Origin of the sequence: Enterococcus sp. DIV0800, from assembly GCF_050559735.1 — a bacterium.
GTDB classification, from domain to species: domain Bacteria; phylum Bacillota; class Bacilli; order Lactobacillales; family Enterococcaceae; genus Enterococcus_A; species Enterococcus_A devriesei.
Window position 1 is genome coordinate 1,762,201 of the sequence record NZ_CP187898.1, and the last position, 19,904, is coordinate 1,782,104.

Annotated in this window: 21 protein-coding genes; 1 reads left to right on the forward strand and 20 read right to left on the reverse strand. The window is 40.8% G+C overall.

Annotation, left to right across the window (positions count from 1 at the left end; translation table 11 throughout):
* Positions 1-8: 8 nt before the first annotated feature.
* The 11 genes from ftsZ to IGI54_RS08620 form a co-directional block, all read right to left on the reverse strand.
* On the reverse strand, positions 9-1,253 hold the full coding sequence (gene ftsZ, locus IGI54_RS08570; protein WP_430620457.1) for a cell division protein FtsZ: 1,245 nt from the start codon (positions 1,251-1,253) through the stop codon (positions 9-11).
* Between the two features lie 90 nt (positions 1,254-1,343).
* Positions 1,344-2,669: a cell division protein FtsA gene (gene ftsA, locus IGI54_RS08575; RefSeq protein ID WP_071860875.1), complete on the reverse strand. Its 1,326-nt coding sequence runs from the start codon at positions 2,667-2,669 to the stop codon at positions 1,344-1,346.
* Positions 2,670-2,834: 165 nt separating this feature from the next.
* On the reverse strand, positions 2,835-3,935 hold the full coding sequence (locus IGI54_RS08580) for a cell division protein FtsQ/DivIB (RefSeq protein ID WP_430620458.1): 1,101 nt from the start codon (positions 3,933-3,935) through the stop codon (positions 2,835-2,837).
* Positions 3,936-3,938: 3 nt separating this feature from the next.
* Positions 3,939-5,030, reverse strand: coding sequence for an undecaprenyldiphospho-muramoylpentapeptide beta-N-acetylglucosaminyltransferase (murG, locus tag IGI54_RS08585; protein ID WP_430620459.1), 1,092 nt, complete (start codon positions 5,028-5,030; stop codon positions 3,939-3,941).
* A gap of 10 nt (positions 5,031-5,040) precedes the next feature.
* Positions 5,041-6,405 carry a UDP-N-acetylmuramoyl-L-alanine--D-glutamate ligase gene (gene murD, locus IGI54_RS08590; RefSeq protein WP_430620460.1) on the reverse strand — a complete coding sequence of 455 codons (1,365 nt, stop codon included), beginning with the start codon at positions 6,403-6,405 and terminating at the stop codon, positions 5,041-5,043.
* Positions 6,406-6,419: 14 nt separating this feature from the next.
* A complete protein-coding gene (gene mraY / locus IGI54_RS08595; RefSeq protein WP_071860872.1) occupies positions 6,420-7,382 on the reverse strand; it encodes a phospho-N-acetylmuramoyl-pentapeptide-transferase in 963 nt (320 codons plus the stop codon).
* Positions 7,383-7,398: 16 nt separating this feature from the next.
* Entirely contained in the window at positions 7,399-9,588 is a 2,190-nt protein-coding gene (locus IGI54_RS08600) for a penicillin-binding transpeptidase domain-containing protein (protein WP_430620461.1), read from the reverse strand.
* Positions 9,589-9,966, reverse strand: coding sequence for a cell division protein FtsL (gene ftsL / locus IGI54_RS08605; RefSeq protein WP_071860870.1), 378 nt, complete (start codon positions 9,964-9,966; stop codon positions 9,589-9,591).
* Positions 9,954-10,925, reverse strand: coding sequence for a 16S rRNA (cytosine(1402)-N(4))-methyltransferase RsmH (gene rsmH, locus IGI54_RS08610; protein WP_430620462.1), 972 nt, complete (start codon positions 10,923-10,925; stop codon positions 9,954-9,956). Before rsmH ends, ftsL begins: the two co-directional genes overlap by 13 nt.
* A 15-nt stretch (positions 10,926-10,940) precedes the next feature.
* Positions 10,941-11,372: a division/cell wall cluster transcriptional repressor MraZ gene (gene mraZ / locus IGI54_RS08615; protein ID WP_430620463.1), complete on the reverse strand. Its 432-nt coding sequence runs from the start codon at positions 11,370-11,372 to the stop codon at positions 10,941-10,943.
* A 167-nt stretch (positions 11,373-11,539) separates the two neighbouring features.
* Positions 11,540-11,911, reverse strand: coding sequence for a DUF3397 domain-containing protein (locus IGI54_RS08620; RefSeq protein ID WP_137612682.1), 372 nt, complete (start codon positions 11,909-11,911; stop codon positions 11,540-11,542).
* 229 nt (positions 11,912-12,140) lie between these two features.
* Here IGI54_RS08620 and IGI54_RS08625 point away from each other — a divergent pair, with 229 nt between their 5' ends.
* On the forward strand, positions 12,141-12,257 hold the full coding sequence (locus IGI54_RS08625) for a DUF4044 domain-containing protein (protein WP_071860866.1): 117 nt from the start codon (positions 12,141-12,143) through the stop codon (positions 12,255-12,257).
* Between the two features lie 62 nt (positions 12,258-12,319).
* On the opposite strand, the gene recN is transcribed toward IGI54_RS08625, so the two are convergent.
* The 9 genes from recN to IGI54_RS08670 are packed head-to-tail and all read right to left on the reverse strand — an operon-like array spanning position 12,320 to position 19,628.
* Positions 12,320-13,990 (reverse strand): DNA repair protein RecN, encoded by a 1,671-nt coding sequence (recN, locus tag IGI54_RS08630; RefSeq protein WP_430620464.1) that lies wholly within the window; start codon positions 13,988-13,990, stop codon positions 12,320-12,322.
* Between the two features lie 33 nt (positions 13,991-14,023).
* Positions 14,024-14,485: an arginine repressor gene (locus IGI54_RS08635; protein ID WP_216428428.1), complete on the reverse strand. Its 462-nt coding sequence runs from the start codon at positions 14,483-14,485 to the stop codon at positions 14,024-14,026.
* A gap of 20 nt (positions 14,486-14,505) precedes the next feature.
* Entirely contained in the window at positions 14,506-15,321 is an 816-nt protein-coding gene (locus IGI54_RS08640) for a TlyA family RNA methyltransferase (RefSeq protein WP_313629926.1), read from the reverse strand.
* 60 nt (positions 15,322-15,381) lie between these two features.
* Positions 15,382-16,260 (reverse strand): polyprenyl synthetase family protein, encoded by an 879-nt coding sequence (locus IGI54_RS08645; RefSeq protein ID WP_430620465.1) that lies wholly within the window; start codon positions 16,258-16,260, stop codon positions 15,382-15,384.
* The gene (locus tag IGI54_RS08650) at positions 16,260-16,481 is read right to left on the reverse strand and encodes an exodeoxyribonuclease VII small subunit (protein WP_071860861.1); all 222 of its coding nucleotides are present in this window, start codon (positions 16,479-16,481) and stop codon (positions 16,260-16,262) included. The genes IGI54_RS08645 and IGI54_RS08650 overlap by 1 nt, the downstream gene beginning before the upstream one ends.
* Positions 16,481-17,824, reverse strand: a complete 1,344-nt coding sequence (gene xseA, locus IGI54_RS08655; protein WP_071860860.1) for an exodeoxyribonuclease VII large subunit — start codon at positions 17,822-17,824, stop codon at positions 16,481-16,483. Before xseA ends, IGI54_RS08650 begins: the two co-directional genes overlap by 1 nt.
* Positions 17,825-17,839: 15 nt before the next feature.
* Positions 17,840-18,697, reverse strand: a complete 858-nt coding sequence (locus IGI54_RS08660) for a bifunctional methylenetetrahydrofolate dehydrogenase/methenyltetrahydrofolate cyclohydrolase (protein WP_430620466.1) — start codon at positions 18,695-18,697, stop codon at positions 17,840-17,842.
* A 54-nt stretch (positions 18,698-18,751) separates the two neighbouring features.
* Positions 18,752-19,210, reverse strand: coding sequence for a transcription antitermination factor NusB (gene nusB / locus IGI54_RS08665; RefSeq protein ID WP_071860858.1), 459 nt, complete (start codon positions 19,208-19,210; stop codon positions 18,752-18,754).
* Positions 19,203-19,628, reverse strand: a complete 426-nt coding sequence (locus IGI54_RS08670; protein ID WP_071860857.1) for an Asp23/Gls24 family envelope stress response protein — start codon at positions 19,626-19,628, stop codon at positions 19,203-19,205. The genes nusB and IGI54_RS08670 overlap by 8 nt, the downstream gene beginning before the upstream one ends.
* Positions 19,629-19,904 lie beyond the last annotated feature (276 nt).

Genomic DNA, 19,904 nt, shown 5'->3' on the forward strand with positions numbered 1-19,904 from the left:
TCCCCCTTTTATTTTCTACGGCGAAAGAATGGTGGTGTGTCTAGTTCTTCGTCTTTTTCAGGTTTTACTTCTTCACGATTAAACGTTTCAAATTCTTTCTTTTCGATATTATCAAATTGTGTTTCTTCAACTTTAGGACGGATGTTTTCTTCTTTACGAATATCCCATTCGCCAAAGGCAGATTGACCTTCGTTGTTTCTTGCAGGTTCAATATCTAAATTTTGTTTTTGTGGAACTGACTGGATTTGACTAGCGCGTTCACGTTGTGAATTGCGCGTAGCCTTACGCTCCTTTTTTGTTGGATCAATTCCTGTCGCAATTACTGTCACGCGAATTTCATCGCCTAGTTCTTCGCTGATCGATGTACCTAAGATAATATTTACATCACCAGTTGCTGCATTCGCAACAATATCAGAAGCATCTTGAGCTTCGAATAAGGTCATGTCCAATCCGCCAGTAATATTCAACAATACTTGTTCAGCCCCATCAATAGATGTTTCAAGTAATGGAGAAGAGATTGCTTTCTTAGTTGCTTCAACGACACGATCTTCGCCGCTAGCAACACCGATACCCATCAAGGCTGTTCCTTGATTAGCCATGACAGTCTTCACATCAGCAAAGTCCAAGTTTACGTAACCAGGAGCAGTAATCAAGTCTGAAATACCTTGAACCCCTTGACGTAAAACATTATCTGCTTCACGGAATGCTTCAAGCATTGGCGTCTTCTTGTCAACAACTTCTAATAGACGGTTGTTTGAGATGATCAACAATGTATCAACATTTTCTTTCAAAGCTGAAATACCTTCAGCTGCGAAACGTCCACGTTTTGGTCCTTCAAAGCTGAATGGTCGTGTAACAACGCCGACTGTTAAAGCACCAAGGTCTTTTGCGATTTTCGCTACGATTGGAGCAGCTCCAGTACCCGTTCCGCCGCCCATACCGGCTGTAATGAAGACCATATCTGCACCTTCTAAAGCATCGCGAATCGCTTGTTCACTTTCCTCAGCTGATTTTTGACCAACTTCTGGTTGTGAACCGGCACCTAAGCCACGAGTGTATTTAGGGCCTAATTGAATAACTGTTTCAGCTTTAGAATTTTTAAGAGCTTGAACATCAGTGTTTGAAGCGATGAATTCAACGCCTTTGACGTTTTCTTCGATCATTCGGTTGATAGCATTGCCACCGCCGCCGCCAACACCGATAACTTTAATAACTGCACCTTCGTTAATATTGTTATCTATTGAGAATTCCATGTTTTCTATTTCCTCCTACTTCGTAATTAATGGATTTATTTTCCATCAGAAATATCCGCTTGATTTTCAGTACAAATAATACTCTGCAAATTAATCAAAAATATTTGAGAAGAAGTCTTTAATCTTCCCAGTTACTTTTTCATCATTCTTAGGTTTTGTTTCTTCTTCGTAATCATTAGAAGCGTCGTAGTCATCATAAACAGGTGTTGTTGAAACAGCATTCGTTTGCGGCGCAGCCGATAACGAAACCTTTTCACCAGTTACAGCTGATTTTGCTAAATGATAGACATCACTCAATTCAGCTGAATAGTTCACGATGCTGATTACGTTAGTAAATACTGGATTTCTCAATCCCATTTGATTTGGTACATGCAGCTTAACTGTGGTTCCAAAAATATCTTCTGCTAAGTCAACAACACCTGGTAAGCTAGCTGCTCCACCAGTTAAAACGATTCCACCTGGTAAATCAAGTGCTTCGATCTCATCAAGTGATTCTTTCGCTTTACGGAAGATTTGCTCCAGTCGAGCTTCAATGATTTCAGCTAAGTAGCGTTCATCAACTTTAATCGGATCAGTTTTTCCAATCACATCTACTGGGAACTCTTCATCAGCTGAGGTACGACTTGGATAAGCATCCCCATAATTAATTTTTAACGCTTCTGCATTATTGAATGATGTATTTAAGACGATGGAAATATCTTTAGTAACAAATTCTCCACCTTCTTGATCAACATGGGTAAATTTCAATTGCTTGTCATGCATAACCGCCGTCGTTGTTTGACCGCCGCCCATGTCAATGACAATTGTACCAAAGTCTTTTTCTCCATCCGATAACGTAGATTCTGTTAGTGCTAAAGAAGTAATCACTGTTTCAGCAACAGTCAGTCCTGCTTTTTCAACACATTTCGTGATGTTGTGAATGATTGTCTTAGGTCCAGTAAAGACTAGGCCAAACATTTCAAGACGAACACCGATCATGCCTCGTGGATCTTTGATGCCTTCAAAACCATCAACAGTAAACTCTTGAGGAAGTAAAGCAACGATCTGTCTTTCAGGAGGAACGGAGCGAACCATTGCTGCTGAAGCAACATTCCGAACATCATCATCCATAATTTCTTTTGACTCATTGTTTACAGCGATCATGCCCTGACAAGGCTCAACTTCTAATAAATTGGCAGGTAATCCCACGCTGACGCTTTTGATCTGAATCCCAGCTTTTTCCTCGGCCTGTTTCACTGCTCGTTGAATCGCCTGTACTGTTTTATCGATGTCTACGATAATCCCACGATTGATTCCTTCTGATTTTGCGTTTCCAACACCAATAATATTCATTTGGCTATCGATGTATTCGGCGACAACAACTTTTATCGATGTTGTCCCGATATCAAGGCCTACATACATTCCTGCTTTTGCCATGAATGGGATTCCCTCCTATTTTCAAATAAATGCTTTATTCAGATTTAAAAATTTAACTTACTGTTAAGCATGAAATATAATTTTTTGCAAGTAATTCACTGCCTTCAATTTTACCACATTTTACCTGGAATGAAAAAGAAGATTCAACATTTTCTTGTAATAAATTTAATCATTTCCAGCAGGTGTTTCAGATTGATCTGTGGAGTTTTGGATCGCTTCTTCGCTAGTAGAATTTTCCGCGTAAGGATAACTATAAATTCCAGCTTCCATATCCACTACGCCTTTCATTTCTTTGGCGCTCATTTCTTTCGCAATTTGTGGATAATACTGCATTTTAGTCCCCATATCGTGAATGCTGACTAATACTTTATTGCCATCATTCATGAAAATTTCCAACAGCTCTTTGTTTTCATCCGTTGGAGCGTATTTTATTTGCGATATGCCTTGCTTCACTTCACCGGATAATTTCTTATATTGCTCCAAGACACTTAAGATTCTTTTTGAACTGGTGAAGCTCTCTAAAATTGGCAAATCACCATTCCCTTTAGCCACTTCAATGGGAATAATCTTGCCATTTGAAATAACGGGAGAATATTTGCCATCATTATCTATGTAAGCAACTTCTGGGTATTCCTTCACCTTCACTTCAAAATGATTGAATCCTTTAAACTGGACACTGGCGTCTTCAATCTGTAACTCTTGTTTTTTTAAATTTTTTATATTATCTTGGCGATCAAAATATTGTGACCAAAGATTGTCTCCTACCGAAAAATTCAGTTCTTTTTCTATGGCTTCCGCTGAAATTCTTTGGTTGCCTTCAACACTAACTCCGCCAAGTTTTCCCAATGGAGAAATGTAATACAATAATAACAGTGCTGGAATAGAAAATAAGCCAATTAAGATCGTGGAGCGCCGCAGTAGTCGTTGATTTCGTTCATGCTTAATATTAGGCAAGCGATCCAAAAAGGAGCCATTTTTAGGACCAATGGGAACCTCTTTCACTGCTTCTTCCTCTACTAGCAACTCTTTCTCTGACTTTTCAGAATCTGGCTCTGTCTGGATAGTTTCTTCCGCTGGCTCACCATCGTCGTCAAGTACCGATTCCGATTCTTCAACAGGCTCTGACTCAGGTTCACCCTTTTCAAGCGCTTTTTGTTTTAAGTATTCGATATTGGCCAGCTGCCAGGGTGTTAAATTTTCTTGCTTGGGCCGCTCTTCTTTTTCTTCCTCTGGAAACTCTTCACGACTAATGGTTCTCACCTCCAAAAGTTATTTTACAATTTCATTTACCAATGACCAGAGACGTTCTGCTGCATCGGGAATTCCTTCTTGCCTTGAAGCTCTGGCCATGCGTTCTTTCAGCTCAGGGTCCCCCATGATCTGATCCACGGATTCAACCAAATTATCACCCGTTAACTCAGCATCGGAGATCATTTTGACTGCTCCGGCTTTCACTAAGCTTTGCGCATTTTTCGTTTGATGATCATTGGTCACATAAGGACTAGGAATCAAAATTGCCGGCAGACCTAAGGCAGTAAATTCAGCAATTGATGTGGCACCTGCCCGACCGATCAATAAATCAACATTCGCCATAACGTCTGTCATATTTTTAATATACGGCTGTAGTGACAAATTACAATTGATTTTTTTCACATCAACTTTCCCGGATAGTTCGTTATAATAACGTTCTCCGGAGGCATACAATACTTGATATTCTTTTTGGGCGAATTGCGGCAAGGCTTGAATGACCGCTTGATTGATTTTCAAAGCACCTTGGCTACCGCCAAAAATTAATACCGTCGGAATATCGGTTAATAAGCCATATTGTTCTAACACATCCGACTTACCGCTAGTCATCACTTCTTGTGCTCGTGGATTCCCCACTAAGACCGTTTTCTTTTCGGGAAAATACTGTGCTGCATCAGGAAAACAAATACCTACTCGATCCGCAAAACGACTCAAGAATTTATTTGTGATTCCTGGTACACTGTTTTGTTCATGAACGATCGTAGGAATCTTCATACGAGCAGCGGCATAAACCACTGATCCCGAAACATAGCCTCCCGTTCCGATCACCACGTCTGGTTTGAAGTCGCGCAAGATTTCTTTTGAACGCTTGATACTTTCAAGGAATAATTGAACAGTTTTCACGTTCTCCATGGAAAGCTTCCGTTTAAAGCCTTGAATTTTAATAGTTTTAAAAGAGATGCCTGTTTCAGGCACAATTTTATTCTCCAATCCACGATGTGTTCCGACATATAAAAATTCTGAATCAGGTTGGATTTTTTGTACGTAGCGGATAAACGCTAAAGCCGGATAAATATGTCCGCCGGTTCCGCCGCCTGTCACAAGTATTCTCATTACTACTTCCCTACTTTTCTAATTGTTTCACCGCGTGCATAAACTTGTCTCCACGAATCTCAAAACTAGGATATTGATCCCAGCTAGCATTTGCTGGAGAAAGTAAGATGCTATCCCCTGCTTCGCTTTGCTCATAAGCTAGAGGTACGGCCGTTTCAACGTTAGCTGTCTTAATAATTGTTTGGATCCCCGCACGTTTTGCTGTATCAGCTAATTTTTCCTTGGTTTCACCAAATAACAAAATGGCCTTGATTCCTTCAAAAGCTGGAATCAATTCATCAAAATCATTCCCACGATCTAATCCACCAGCCAAGAGAATCAGGTTTTCATTATCAAAACCGCTTAACGCCATTTCTGTTGCTAAGGCATTTGTTGCTTTTGAATCGTTGTAGAATTTCCGGCCATTAATCGTGTCCACATATTGCGTCCGATGAGGAACACCGTGGAAATTGCTTAATGCGGAACGGATGCTTTCATTTGAGACACCCTTTAATTTAGCAACGACAATCGCTGCTAAAGCATTTTCAACATTATGAGCGCCTGGTACGCCTAATTCAGCGGCAGGCATAATATTTTCTGCTTGATAGTATAAATCGCCATCAAATAAATACGCGCCATTCAACAATTTTTCTTTGGTAGAAAAAGGAACTACTTGGGCCTTGGTTTGTTTGCTCATTGTTTGCAATTCCTCAGAGTTCCAGTTTAAGACGAGAAAATCTTCGGCGGTCATATTCGCTTGGATCGCCCACTTCGCTGCGACGTAATTCTCACGGGTCTTATGGTAATCCAAATGTGCTTCATAAATATTTGTGATCACCGCGATTTGCGGCTTGAACTCTTCGACACCCATCAACTGGAAGCTTGACAATTCCATCACGATATCATCCTCAGCACTTGCCTGCATCGCTACTTCACTAGCGGGAAAACCAATGTTCCCAGCAAGTAATGCCTTTCCAGCCGAACGTTCCTGATTTAATAAAAGTCCAATCATAGTGGTCGTAGTTGTCTTGCCGTTTGTTCCAGTGATCCCAATAATCGGACATTCGGCAATTTGATACGCTAACTCTACTTCAGTCAAAATTGGGATCTGTAATTCTTCCGCTTTGGCAACTAGAGGATTGTCATACGGGATACCGGGGTTTTTTACCATCAGTGAAAAATCCTCATCTAATAATTCAATCGGATGATGCCCAGTAATAACTCGTACACCTTGTTCCAATAAACCTTGGGCTTCAGGATTTTCTTCAAAAGGTTTTCCGTCGTTGACGGTAACAAGTGCGCCCAAGTCATTCAATAACTTGGCCGCACTAAATCCACTCTTGGCTAATCCTAAAACTAAAACTTTTTCGTTTTCATATTGTTTAATTTGCTTCATTTCTTAGTCATCTCCTACAGTACTATCAATAACACAATGATGGACGCGACTAGTCCGATTGACCAAAAGACCGTGTCTACTTTCCATTCCGACCAGCCAGACATCTCAAAATGATGATGTAGCGGAGACATTTTAAATACCCGCTTACCAGTCATTTTAAAGGAAGTGACTTGAATAATCACGCTTGCTGTTTCGAATATATAAACTAAACCAACCAATAGTAAGGTCCACTCTTGATGCAAGACGACCGAGATAGCCGCGAGTAAGCCCCCTAGAGCTAACGAACCAACATCACCCATAAAAATTTTGGCCGGCTTTTTATTATATGGGAAGAAACCGACTAATCCACCCATAACAGCTAAGCAAACAATTAAAACCTCGTACTGTTGCTGCTTCCAAGCAATCAATCCATAGGTCGCAAAAGAAATTGTTCCTAGTCCTGAAACTAAGCCATCAATTCCGTCCGTTAGATTCACGGCATTTGAAAAACCAACCAACCAGAAAATGATGAATACTCCATAAAAAATACTCAGTGGCAATTCAATGCCAAAGAAATTCAGCGTATTCGGATAACCCTCCATGCGATAGACCACGTAAAAAATAATGGCCACAACGACTTGGGCGATAAATTTTTGCTTTGAAGTTAAACCTTCATTTTGTTTTTTTGCTAATTTAATGTAATCATCTAAAAAGCCGATGATTCCATACAGCAACAAGACGAAAACTAGTATCAATAACGACGTTGTCATTTGTTGTTGCCAAAGGCTGAACCAGATAGAAGTAATCACGGCAGCGGCCAAAAATCCTAAACCGCCCATCGTTGGTGTTCCCGCTTTTGAATTGTGCCATTTAGGCCCTTCATCGCGAATCTCTTGTCCTTGCTTTCTCATTCTAAAATAACCAATAATGAATGGCATGCCTGCAACAGTAATAGCAAAACTACTGGCAAAAGCAATAAAATATTGTGCCGGTTCCATTTTTTTCTCTCCAGTCCTAACCTAAGGTAATTTTCAATTTCTTTTTCGATATATCTGCAAAGGGGGCAATGCTTTGTTTTGTACAATAGCCCTCACCTTTGAAGCTGACATCGATATCTAGTAGGTTTGTTAATTTTAATATATCTGCCTTTGACCATCCACGAACATCCGGCATCTCTTTCTTACCATCTGTTAATAGGATCAAATGCTCATTTGCCATGACTTTTTCGCCAGGCTTGGCCGATTGTTTTGTTACTTCATCACCATCACCTACAACCACCGCTGTCAACCCACGCTTATTCGCATCAGCAGCAGCTTTTGAAGTAGCTAGATTACGGTAATCCTCAACCGTTACTTCTGTATCATTTTCTTCATCCGCGGAATCCGATTCATTATTTTGAAATTCCATTGCACGACTTAACAATGGGTTTGCAATTTCTCCCAGCACGCCGGCTGAATAATGTTGTGGTTGCTTCATTGTCAGATACAAAATGTATTCAGGATCTTCTGATGGCAGCATCAGCGCAATCGAGTAGATATAGTTTGTATCTCCCGTTAAGTAGCGACCATTTTCTGCAATCTGAGCCGTACCTGTTTTAGCCGAAATATGATAGCCTGGAACTTTGTATTGATCATAGGCTGATCCATAGTTCTCACTTTCGATCGTATCTCGCATGTATTCACGAACCTTTTGCGCAGTCTCCGCTGTGATAGGCTCACCTACTATTTCCGGTTTCGTGATGATTTCTTTATTCGTATTTGGATTAGAAACTTTTTCAATATAATGAGGTTGCAGCATTTTTCCATCGTTTGCAACGGCAGTAAAGCCCCGCATCATTTGGAAATTTGTCACCCCAATAGCCTGACCATAAGAACTCATCGCCTGGTCGACGATATTTGATGTTGGCAATGTGCCTTTAGATTCGCCAGGCAAACCAGAGTAAGTACTTTGTCCAAAGCCAAACCGTTTCACATACTCAGGCCATTTGTCGCCTAATTTTTCTTCAAGCTTGACCATTCCGACATTACTTGACCAAGAAAGAGCTTGACGCATCGTTAAAACGCCTTTTTTTCCTAAATCCCAGTCATTAATGGTGGCATCCGCTACTTGGATTTTCCCAGATAAGTAGCTTTCATTTTCATCAAAAACACCTTCATTCACAGCAGCTGAAGTCGTAAAGACCTTCATCGTCGAACCTGGTTCATAATTGGTCTCGACTAAGAAATTCTGCCAGGCGTCCTCTTCGCCTAATCCTTCTTTAGTTTCAGGATTGAACGTTGGCCGTTGAGACATCGCCAAGATATCTCCAGTCTTCGCTTGCATCAAAGTCGCGGTCAGTTCTTTCGGCTTGGCCTCAGCATTGACTTTATCCATTAATGTTTCCAAATAGCTTTGTAGTCCGCCGTCGAGGGTTGTATAAATATCTTCCCCATCGACTGCCTTTTTCTCCTCGGCTACACTGCCAGGGATTGGTCGTTGGTTTTCATCCTTTTGATATACAATTTTTCCATTTTTGCCTTTCAGCACATCATCATAAGCAGCTTCAACGCCCATCATCCCAACAAGTTCTTCCTTTTTATCAGGTTGAGCATATCCAATGAAATGAGAAGCAAAATTACCATTCGGATACATCCGATCCGTATGTTCAGTAAAGTACAGTCCCTTCACTTTAGCCTTTTTCATGGCATCTTCCATATTTTGTTTCGTTTCTTCAGAGATGTTCTTTCCTTTATTTCCAAATTCGACTTGATAGTATTTACTTGTTCCGTCACTGTTTACGCCGCTTTTTAATGTTTTCAAAGCAGTCTTTTCTTTAATATCCAAATTGTTATGTAAGATCGAAGCCAACTCATCAAAATCCTTTTCTTGCGCGTAAAGCTTTTCTTTCCCAGAAACATAACTTTCTGACAGAATCGCATAAACAGAATAGGAAGTGGCGTCCTCGGCGATTACTTCGCCATTACGGTCATAGATTGTTCCCCGTTTCGCTTTGACAACATCTTCTCCTCGATAGAGTTCTTCGGTCTTTACTTTTAATGAGGTGCCTGCTACATGACCGCCTGCCACCACATAGATCATGCGAACGGCAAACAAAAAGAACAATCCAATACTCGTAGCAAACAAAACAACACCTACTTTTTTGCGATTGTTCATCGGAGTCAAATTCTTTTTTCGGATTTTTCTTTTTAGCCTTTTAAAACGCATTTACTTCACTTTCCTTAAATTTGCATCATTGATTGAAAGTCCAGCTTTCTCAGCAACTTCTTTCAAACGATCAGAACGTGATAATTCGCTCTTTTCTTGTTGCAATTGAGTCGCTGTCTTTTCTTTTCCATCTATATCTGTTTGAATACTAGTAATGTCATTTTGTGTCTTGCTGATTTCATTGCGATAATTCACCATTACGATTGATAAGCCAATCAACATAACTAAGAAAGCTAAAACAGCGACCTTCTCAATCCGGGTGATTTTCTTTAGACGATCTCCGGGTGAAACAAAGACTTGGAAAGAGTCTGGCGTTTGATGAATCTCTTCTTGAGGGTAATCAAATTGATCATATTGTTGCTTTTTTAATTCTGCCATACTCCCCATCCTTTCTTCACTTTCTCCGCGATCCGTAATTTAGCGCTTCTCGCACGATTATTATCTTGTAATTCCTCATCTGAAGGAATAATTGGTTTTCGATTGACTAATTTCAATACTGGTTGGAATTCTTCCGGCACAACTGGCAATCCCGGAGGCATATCCTTTGGTGTGCTGAATTCTTTATACATCGTTTTTACAATTCGATCCTCTAAAGAGTGGAAGGTAATAACACTGACTCTACCATTAAGCGCCAATAACTCGATTGCTTGTTCCAACGAGCTTTCAATGGCGCCTAGCTCATCGTTGACCGCAATTCGAATGGCTTGGAATACCCGTTTAGCTGGGTGACCGCCTTTTCGTCTGGCAGGAGCGGGGATCGCTTCTTTGATCAAATCTACCAATTCACCAGTCGTTTTGATCGGTTCATCGGCCCGCTTGCGTTCAATCAAGCGCGCGATTTGTTTCGAAAATTTTTCCTCACCATAACGGAAAAATATCTTTACTAATTCGTGGTAAGAATAGTCATTGACTACTTGATACGCACTCAGTGGCGCTGTTTGATCCATTCGCATATCCAGCGGAGCGTCTTGGTGGTAACTAAAGCCGCGCTCTGCTTCATCCAATTGAGGAGAAGACACACCAAGGTCATATAAAATACCATCGACTTCTGTTACGCCCAAACGGTTCATTTCAGTAGTAAGCTCTCTGAAATTCGCTTTGACGAAAGTCACTTGGTTTTGTTCCACATATTTTGCTAAGCGGATTTTAGCATTGTCGATTGCTTTTTGATCTTGATCAAACGCATAAAGGTGTCCTGCTTTACCTAATTGGCTCAATAGATACTCGCTGTGTCCAGCACCGCCTAATGTACAATCAACATAAACACCGTTTGGTTTGATTGCTAAACCATCGACAGTCTCATGAAGCAAAACGGTCGTATGTTGAAAGTCTGTCATTACTAATCCTCTTCTCTAAAATCCAAAATCTACCATTGTTTCTGCTATATCATCAAAACTCGCTTCTGTTTCTTTAGTAAAGTCATTCCAGCGAGTCTGATCCCAAATTTCAATTCGATTTGCTACACCGATAATCACACATTCTTTTTCAAGCGAAGCATGACTGCGTAAAGAAACGGGAATATTAATACGTCCCTGTTTATCAATCTCGCATTCGGTAGCTGCGGAGTAGAAAAAGCGAACGAAGGTACGCGCATCTTTTTTTGAAAGAGGCATTTCGTTCAATTTTGTTTCTAACTGGTTCCACTCGGCTAAGGGATAACCAAACAGACAGCCATCCATGCCGCGGGTAACGACGAATTTCTCGCCTAGCTGTTCACGTAATTTCGAAGGAACGATCAAACGTCCTTTTGCATCAATATTATGCTGAAATTCACCCATGAACATGTAGACTTCCCCCTTTTTCCCACCGCATGAGTTTAGTCTACCACAATCCCCCACAATCTACCACATTTTGTAAAAAACAAAAATAACACTTTATTGACCTTTTTTAACCATATTATCTAATCAAGGTCCAAGGGACTAATCAGGAGTTTTTTTATAGTTTTTTTATTTTATAACGCATAAATAATACTGACCAGGATTAAAATCAAATACATCAAAACCGAGAGCAAAAACGTTAGACGCCAAAACATTTTAAAGAAACGTCCATACATTATTTCGCGATAGCGATAGGCTTGAAAAACCACTACGCTTATTCCCAATAACAATATGGTTAATAAAAAATATGGTAAAATAGAGAACGTGCTAATACTTTTAGATATTTCGTGCATTCCGACGATTAAAAATGGTACGGTAATATCCGGTGTCCTCAAATTGAATCGCTGTTTTAGTTTAAAAGTTGTTACAATATAATCCGACGCTAAAAAAACTATTAACGGAAAAATGTACCATAACAAAATAACTGGTGAAAATGCTGCCAACAACTACAGTCCTTCCTATCAAAAACTATTACCCTAACTATACTGCATTATCGTTACATTCGTGTTTCATTTCATTTAAAATATAAAGGATTTAGCAAGTTTTAACAATTGAATTCGTGATATAGTCGCGAAAAGATTTTTTAGTATTTTTTAAAAGTTTTTTCCGAATAATTGCGGAGTTTTAAAAAAAAGAGTATGATGAATTTGAGATTTTTATGAGGATGGTGACAGCATGAATAACAAGAAATCCACTAGCACATTTTCTAAAGTAACTAAAGTCGTTATTTGGACTATGTTAATATTAACAATTGGCTCATTAATTTTAAGTAGCTTGATTAGTATCATGTAAAAAATTGACAAACGACCTTCGTTTCAGTTGGAATACAAAAATAGCCGGAGCAGCTGCTCCGGCTATTTTTTTGCCAATTGTAATAATTCTTTTGCGTGTTCTACCGTTAAGTCTGTAATTTCGGTTCCTGCTAACATTCGAGCAATTTCTTCTGTTCGCTCGTTTTCGGTCAGCTCTTCCACTTTTGTCAGTGTCCGACCTTTGACGATTTCTTTACGGATAAATAATTGATGGTCTGCTTTGGCAGCGACTTGCGGCAAATGTGTAATACATAATGCCTGTGAATTTTTTCCGATCTGATAAATTTTATCGGCGATCGCCTGAGCGACGCGTCCACTCACACCAGTGTCTACTTCATCAAAAACGATACTGGTCAATCCTTGCGTTTTTGAAAAAATCGTTTTAAGAGCTAACATCACTCGTGAAATTTCTCCGCCAGAAGCGACTTTGACTAATGGTTTCAATGGTTCCCCAGGATTCGTTGTAATATAAAATTCGACTTCATCAAAGCCATCGTAGGTATAATTACTTTCCTTAAAAGCCACCTCAAAGCGAGCATTTTCCATGTACAAATCTTTCAGCTCATGCTGAATCGCGTTTTCCAATTTTTTGGACATTTCTTTACGCGCTCGTCGTAATTGTTTCGCTAAGCTCTGCAACTTCTCTTCTTTTGCACGCAACTCATTTTCTAACTTTTCTAGCTTATCACCTGAAAAATCAGAGTCTAATAATTCTTGACTGATCTGATCGTAGTAGCTAAGAATCGTTGCAATCGACTCTCCATACTTTCGTTTCAATTGATGGATCAACTCCAGCCGCTCGTTGACTAAATCCAACCGTTCTTCATCTAATTCCAAGAGGTCCAACTGCCTACCAATCTCACTAACTGCGTCTTGCAATAAATAGTAGGCGCTATGAACATTGTCAGATATCGTTTCATAGTCTTTGTCTAAGGAAGCGATCGTTTGCAGCTCTTGACTGGCGGAACCAATCGCATCGAGGGGACTAGTTTCTTCATTCGTCATGGCCTGATAACTGTAAGAAAGGCTGTCCACGATTTTTTGATAATTCGTCAGCTTTTCTCGTTCCTCCATCAACTTTTCTTCCTCGCCAAGTGTTAGTTCGGCATTCCCGATCTCTTCTTGCTGAAAGGTCAGCATATCGATCCGTTGGACAAAGGATTGCTCATTTTGTTTGAATTTTTTGACTTGATTGGCTAAGGTCTGATAGCTTTGATAGGCCGCTTGATAATCTCGTTTGATTGCTTGGAAAGGCGCATCTCCAAAGCTGTCCAGCAAACGCAAATGTGATTCTGGATGCATCAGTTCTTGATGATCATTCTGACCTTGGATATCCACTAGAAATTGTCCGATGCGCCGTAAATTGGCTAATGTAACAATTCGACCATTTACCCGGGAAATACTCTTACCAGAGACATTCAAATCCCGTTGAACGATCAAGCCGGCTTCGTCCACTTCAATTCCTAATTCCTCCATTAACACTTGGAACTCTCGCTGCCTAGGGAGATCAAACAACCCCTCTACCAAACATTTTTCACTGCCTTGTCGAATGTATTCAATGGACGAACGGGCGCCAGCCAGCAAACTAACGGCATCAATAATAATCGATTTTCCTGCGCCGGTTTCACCAGTTAACGCGGTCATTCCATCGGTAAAACCTAAATGCAACGAAGAAATAATCGCAAAATTTTTGATTGTCAATTCCTGTAACATTTTTACACTCCTATTCCCATTAAGACCTTTTATCTAATTGCCACTCTGGCTTTTTTCAGCAATTTCTTGCTGGATCCTTTTTGCGTCTTCTTCTGTCCGAGCGATCATTAGAATGCTGTCATCATCATTCAATGTAGTAAACAGCACCTTTGAGAATTGCTTTTCTAGCAAATTTGCAGAAGCTGAGGCATTTCCCGGTAAAGTTTTCACATTAATAAATTTTTCCATTTGATCAACAGAAAGGACAGCTTCTTTTAATAAGTCCGTTAATTTTTCATTGACGTCCTCTTGCTCTTGTTTCGGCAGGCTATAGCGATAGCCGCCATTTTGCGCCGGAACTTTGATCAACTTCATTTCTTTAATATCCCGCGAGATCGTCGCTTGCGTCACGGTAACTCCCTGTTGCGCAAGAATCATCACGAAGTCTTCTTGTTTTTTTACATCGTATTCATTTAACAATTGCGTAATGATTCGATGCCGCTCTTGCTTTCGCATCCGTTTCCCTCCGAAAATAATTATTTATCCAGCTGTTGATGGGCTTCTGCTACTACTGTTGCTAGATCGATGGATTGATTTAATTGACCAGTCGCTGGAACTTTTTTTAAATGAGCCAAAAACTCAATATTTCCCTCGCCGCCGGTAATCGGTGAAAAAGTCAATTCCGCAACATCAAATCCATGAGCAGTTGCAAAGCTGGTAATTTCTTCTAAAACCATCAAATGGGTCTTGGGATCTTTAATAATCCCTTTTTTGCCGACATATTCTTTTCCCGCTTCAAATTGCGGTTTGATCAATGCCACCACATCACCATTATTGGTTAAGATTTCATGAAGCGGCGGTAAAATCAGCTTCAAAGAAATAAAGGAAACATCAATCGTTGCAAAGTCCGGTTGTCCTTGCTGGAAATCTTCTAGCTTAGAATAGCGAAAATTGGTCCGTTCCATCACAACGACCCGTTCATCTTGACGAAGTTTCCAAGCCAACTGATTGTAGCCAACGTCGAGAGCGTAACTCATGGTCGCGCCATTTTGTAGTGCGACGTCAGTAAAGCCGCCGGTTGATGAGCCAATATCCAATAAAATTTTGTTCTTGATGGCTACATCGAATTCTTTTAACGCCTTTTCTAATTTCAACCCGCCACGAGAAACATACGCCAAGCGTTGCCCTTTGAGCTGCAGTACGGTTTCAATCGCGATTTTTTCTCCCGGTTTGTCTAGCCGTTCATTTTTTTGGTCATAGACTAAACCAGCCATTACACCACGTTTAGCCTTTTCTCTAGTTTCAAAAAGACCTTGATTGAAAGCTAAAACATCGACACGTTCTTTTTTCATGTTATTGCTCCTTATTCATCCTAAGGGAATCGCTTTAAGTCCGTTTCATTTATTGAAAGCTTATAACTTAAAAAGCGTAAGTAATTCTTCAAATACTTCAGGTTGGAATTCAGTCGCTTCGGCAAGCTGTTGAACCGTTTTTTCTGATTGCGCCAATTCAGTGGCTAAAGCTTGCTTTGCTCCCTCAAGACCAAGTAATCCTGGATAGGTACTCTTCTCTGATTTTTGATCCTGTCCGACTTGTTTGCCTAACTCTTCTGTTGTCCCTACAACATCTAACAAATCATCACGGATTTGGAAGGCCAAGCCAATGTGATCACCAAGCTTTTCCAATAGCTCAATCACATATTCTGTTTGCTGTGCCAAAATCCCGCCAGCCACAAAGGCATAGGTTAACAGCGCCCCCGTCTTGCCGCGATGAATTGTTTTTAATTGCTCCAAAGATACCTGCTGTTTCTCAGCTGCCATATCCCCAGCCTGTCCAGCAACCATACCACCGATTCCCGCGGCTTTAGCTAACAGCTGGATCAGCAGTACATTTTCAGCCGGCGCTAAGGTCGTTTCACTGATTAACTGAAACGCGCCGGTCAATAGTCCATCACCGGCTAAAATCGCCAACGCTTCACCATAGATTTTATGATTGGTAGGCTTCCCTCGTCGCAAATCATCATCATCCATCGCCGGCAAATCGTCATGGATCAACGAATATGTATGAATCATTTCAAGTGCTCCCGCCGTTTGATAAACCGGTGCAGACAGTTCTTTCTTAAAAGCACGCATCGTTGCCAAGACAATCAAAGGCCGAATCCGTTTACCGCCGGCTTCGACAGAATACAGCATACTCTTTTTCAATTCATCATTAGCGGAACTGGTATTGAGGAAGTCAGTGATCTCTTTTTCGACTTTCGGCAGTTCTTTAGCAGAAAGCTCTTGCAACATTAGGCTTCCTCCTCACCGCTAAAAGGTACTTCTTCCTCTTCACTCATCATTTTCGTTAAGGTTTTTTCCGCTTTTGTTAAAGTATCTTGGCACTGTTTGCTTAAGACCATTCCTTTTTGAAAAGCTTCTAAAGCTTCTTCTAAGGGAACATCGCCCCGTTCAAGTTGGGTCACGATTGTTTCTAATTGCGCGATTGATTCTTCAAAAGTCGTATTTTCCATCATTCTTCTCCTTCATTCACCGCATTGATTTCTAAGACAGCGGCTTTAACCGTCCCATCAACAAAATGAACCGTCATTTCTTTTTCTTGCAAGTCCTTCACCGAACGAATCACCTGATCCTCTTGTGTCGTATAAGTAAAACCCCGGCCCATCGTTTTCAAAGGGCTTAATAAGTCCAATGACGTGATTGCTTGCTGCAATCGACGCTGTTGATTGTCTAAATAGCTCTGCATCTGTTGTTGCAACCGCTCTTGTAAATATGTCATTTGCTGCTGGGCTTGTTTGACCCGATTAATAGGGTTTGCTTGCGCCAAACGATTGCTGTATTGCATCAATTCACGCTCACGCTGATTGACTAAAACAGTCATATTTTGCTGCAGCTGCTGGGTCAAGCGATCGAGTTGAACACTTTGCGCTTCATACAAACGATTGGGCTGCCTAAAAATATACGACTGCTGCAGTCGTTCGAAACGTTCCTTTTTCCGTTGCAGCTGGTGCAAGAAGGCTTGCTCTAAGCGGGCTTGTTTTTCTTTAATTCGTAAGATTTCTTCCGACAAGACAGGGACCGCTAATTCTGCCGCCGCCGTAGGAGTGGCCGCCCGAACATCCGCGACTAAATCAGCGATCGTCGTATCGGTCTCGTGTCCCACCGATGAAATTATCGGAATTGGTGAATCCGCGATCGCCCGAGCGACCACCTCTTCATTAAAGGGCCATAAATCCTCGATTGAGCCGCCACCACGACCAATAATCATCGTATCAAAATCCAGCGTCTCGGCTTGTTTGATGTTTTTTACAATATCCGCCGCTGCTTTATCTCCTTGTACTAACGTTGGAAATAAAACGAGCTGAGCAATTGGATAACGCCGCTTGACGGTGGTAATAATATCGCGAATTACCGCGCCGCTGGGACTGGTGATCACCGCGATGCGTTTTGGGTAACGTGGGAGTGGCTTTTTAGGCAGTGAGAAAAGCCCCTCTTTATCTAGTTTTTCTCGCAATTCGGCTAAAGCTTGATATAGGGCGCCGACGCCATCAGGTTCCATATGATCGATATAGATTTGATACATTCCGCTGGCTTCGTATAACGCTACCCGACCAACCACTAATACTTTCATGCCTTCTTTAGGCGTGAATTTTAATTTTTGAAACGCCCCTTTAAACATGATGGCGTTGATTTTGGAACGCTCATCTTTTAGGCTGAAGTATTGGTGATTATTGGGCCGCATGCGGAAATTGGAAATTTCTCCAGTCAAATAGACCCGCTCTAAATAAGGGTCGACGTCGAATTTTCGTTTAATATATTTATTTAAAGCACTGACGGTCAAATACTCTTGCGTCATGTAAACACCTCTTTGCTATTCGTGATCCACTACTTGACGTCTACAGCATTCAACAGTTTGCTGCAGCAACATCGTGATCGTCATTGGACCGACACCACCAGGAACTGGCGTGATGTAACCTGCGATTGGCTCTACTTCATCAAATTTTACGTCACCAATCAATTTTCCGTCTTCATTGCGATTCATTCCAACATCGATCACGACAGCACCAGGCTTAATAAATTCTTTCGTTACAAAATGTCCTCTGCCGATCGCTACAACTAGAATATCAGCTTTACTTGCAACTTTCGCCAAATCTTCCGTTTTAGAATGAGTTAACGTAACCGTTGCATCCGCGCCTAAAAGTAAGATCGCCATCGGTTTACCAACGATATTGCTGCGACCGATTACGACGGCTTGCTTGCCAGCTAAAGGAATATCATATTCTTCAAACATTTTCATGATGCCATAGGGGGTACAAGGAATCGTGTGAGGCATGCCCGCAAAAAGTCGTCCCATATTCATCGGATGGAAACCGTCAACGTCCTTCAGTGGATCGATGGCTAATAGAACCTTTTCTTCATTGATATGATCCGGTAAAGGCAATTGCACCAAAATACCATGAAACTCCTCTGAGCGATTGAAATGTTCGATTTCTTTAATCAACGCTTCTTCCGTAATCGTTTCTGGATAACGCATCACCGCAGAATGAATGCCAGTTTTCTTCGCTGCTCGTTCTTTGTTTCTAACATAGATTTGACTAGCGGCGTTTTCACCGACCAGCAAAACAACCAAGCCAGGCTGAATTCCTTGCGCATTCAAAGCTTCGACTTCTTTTGCCGTATTTTGCTGCAGCTTCTCCGCTAATTCTTTTCCATTGATAAGTTGTGCCACTCTATTCCCTCGCTTTTTCGGATAGTTTAAATGAAGCTGGGAAAAATAGCTTTATTAGCTATTTGCCCCAGCTTCATCGATCTCTTTCATTACATTAGATAAGATTCCATTGACGAACTTTCTTGATTGGTCATCACTGAAAGTTTTGGCTAATTCGATTGCTTCGTTTAAAACAACTCGATTGGGTACTTGAGTATTGTATAGCATCTCATAGATCCCTAGTCGTAAGATAATCAAATCCATTTTTGCAATTCGTTGAATCGACCAGTTCGAACGTAAATGTTTTTGGATAATTCCATCTAGCTCTGCTTGGTGTTCCACGACTCCGCCAACTAAATCATCCAGATAAACAGGCACGAATTCCTCTTCATCCTCACTGACAAATTCTTGTTGATCAATGCTCAAGGCATGATTGATGGCGTCCTTTTTAGTTAAATCCTGATTAAAATCCAACGGAAACAAAGCTTGCAGCGCCTTTTCCCGAATTTCATGACGTGATAATTCTTTATTCATTATTTTCCTCTTCATCATTAAATAGTTCTTCTAGTGTCGGTTGTTCCATCTTCTCTGCTACGACACCGACTACATGGATATTTACTTCAGTTAATGCAATGTCCGTCATAAACAAGACTTGTTGTTTTACCCGTTCTTGCATTGCCATTGCCACTTTTGGTACGGAAGTGCCATAGTCAAAATAAGAATAGATATCGACCTTCAAGCCATCTTCATCATTTTTAAGATAGACGCCTTTGCCGTGAGCGGATTTTCCAAGTAGTTCAGTCACGTTACTAGCTAAAGAGCCGCGCATCCCATAGACGCCGTCAACTTTAGAAGCAGCGATCCCGATGATGACTTCGATCACTTCAGGTGCAATGATAATTTCTCCAAGCTCAGGACTTTCGCCTAAAACTAAATTTTTTTCATCTGTCATTGTACTCTCTCCTTATTCGGTCAAATGTATTTATTTTTTCTTTCAGAAAAAATAAGTCTGATTCTCATGCCGTATATCATCCAACTAAACTTCAGTAGTCTTGTCTCGCTGATGATTTTTCGATTCCTCATTGCTTTAGATACTGCAAAAAGTTGGACTGACATCCTTATTCGGTCAATTGTATTTATTTTTTCTTTCAGAAAAAATAAGTCTGATTCTCATGCCGTATATTATCCAACTAAACTTCATTATTCTTATCTCGTTGATGATTTTTCG

Coding starts and splice junctions, on each gene's coding strand:
- ftsZ (WP_430620457.1), bottom strand. CDS start 1,253: ATGGAATTCTCAATAGATAACAATATTAACGAAGGTGCAGTTATTAAA.
- ftsA (WP_071860875.1), bottom strand. CDS start 2,669: ATGGCAAAAGCAGGAATGTATGTAGGCCTTGATATCGGGACAACATCG.
- murG (WP_430620459.1), bottom strand. CDS start 5,030: ATGAGAATACTTGTGACAGGCGGCGGAACCGGCGGACATATTTATCCG.
- murD (WP_430620460.1), bottom strand. CDS start 6,405: ATGAAGCAAATTAAACAATATGAAAACGAAAAAGTTTTAGTTTTAGGA.
- mraY (WP_071860872.1), bottom strand. CDS start 7,382: ATGGAACCGGCACAATATTTTATTGCTTTTGCCAGTAGTTTTGCTATT.
- IGI54_RS08600 (WP_430620461.1), bottom strand. CDS start 9,588: ATGCGTTTTAAAAGGCTAAAAAGAAAAATCCGAAAAAAGAATTTGACT.
- ftsL (WP_071860870.1), bottom strand. CDS start 9,966: ATGGCAGAATTAAAAAAGCAACAATATGATCAATTTGATTACCCTCAA.
- rsmH (WP_430620462.1), bottom strand. CDS start 10,925: ATGACAGACTTTCAACATACGACCGTTTTGCTTCATGAGACTGTCGAT.
- mraZ (WP_430620463.1), bottom strand. CDS start 11,372: ATGTTCATGGGTGAATTTCAGCATAATATTGATGCAAAAGGACGTTTG.
- IGI54_RS08625 (WP_071860866.1), top strand. CDS start 12,141: ATGAATAACAAGAAATCCACTAGCACATTTTCTAAAGTAACTAAAGTC.
- recN (WP_430620464.1), bottom strand. CDS start 13,990: ATGTTACAGGAATTGACAATCAAAAATTTTGCGATTATTTCTTCGTTG.
- IGI54_RS08635 (WP_216428428.1), bottom strand. CDS start 14,485: ATGCGAAAGCAAGAGCGGCATCGAATCATTACGCAATTGTTAAATGAA.
- IGI54_RS08640 (WP_313629926.1), bottom strand. CDS start 15,321: ATGAAAAAAGAACGTGTCGATGTTTTAGCTTTCAATCAAGGTCTTTTT.
- IGI54_RS08645 (WP_430620465.1), bottom strand. CDS start 16,260: ATGTTGCAAGAGCTTTCTGCTAAAGAACTGCCGAAAGTCGAAAAAGAG.
- IGI54_RS08650 (WP_071860861.1), bottom strand. CDS start 16,481: ATGGAAAATACGACTTTTGAAGAATCAATCGCGCAATTAGAAACAATC.
- xseA (WP_071860860.1), bottom strand. CDS start 17,824: ATGACGCAAGAGTATTTGACCGTCAGTGCTTTAAATAAATATATTAAA.
- nusB (WP_071860858.1), bottom strand. CDS start 19,210: ATGAATAAAGAATTATCACGTCATGAAATTCGGGAAAAGGCGCTGCAA.
- IGI54_RS08670 (WP_071860857.1), bottom strand. CDS start 19,628: ATGACAGATGAAAAAAATTTAGTTTTAGGCGAAAGTCCTGAGCTTGGA.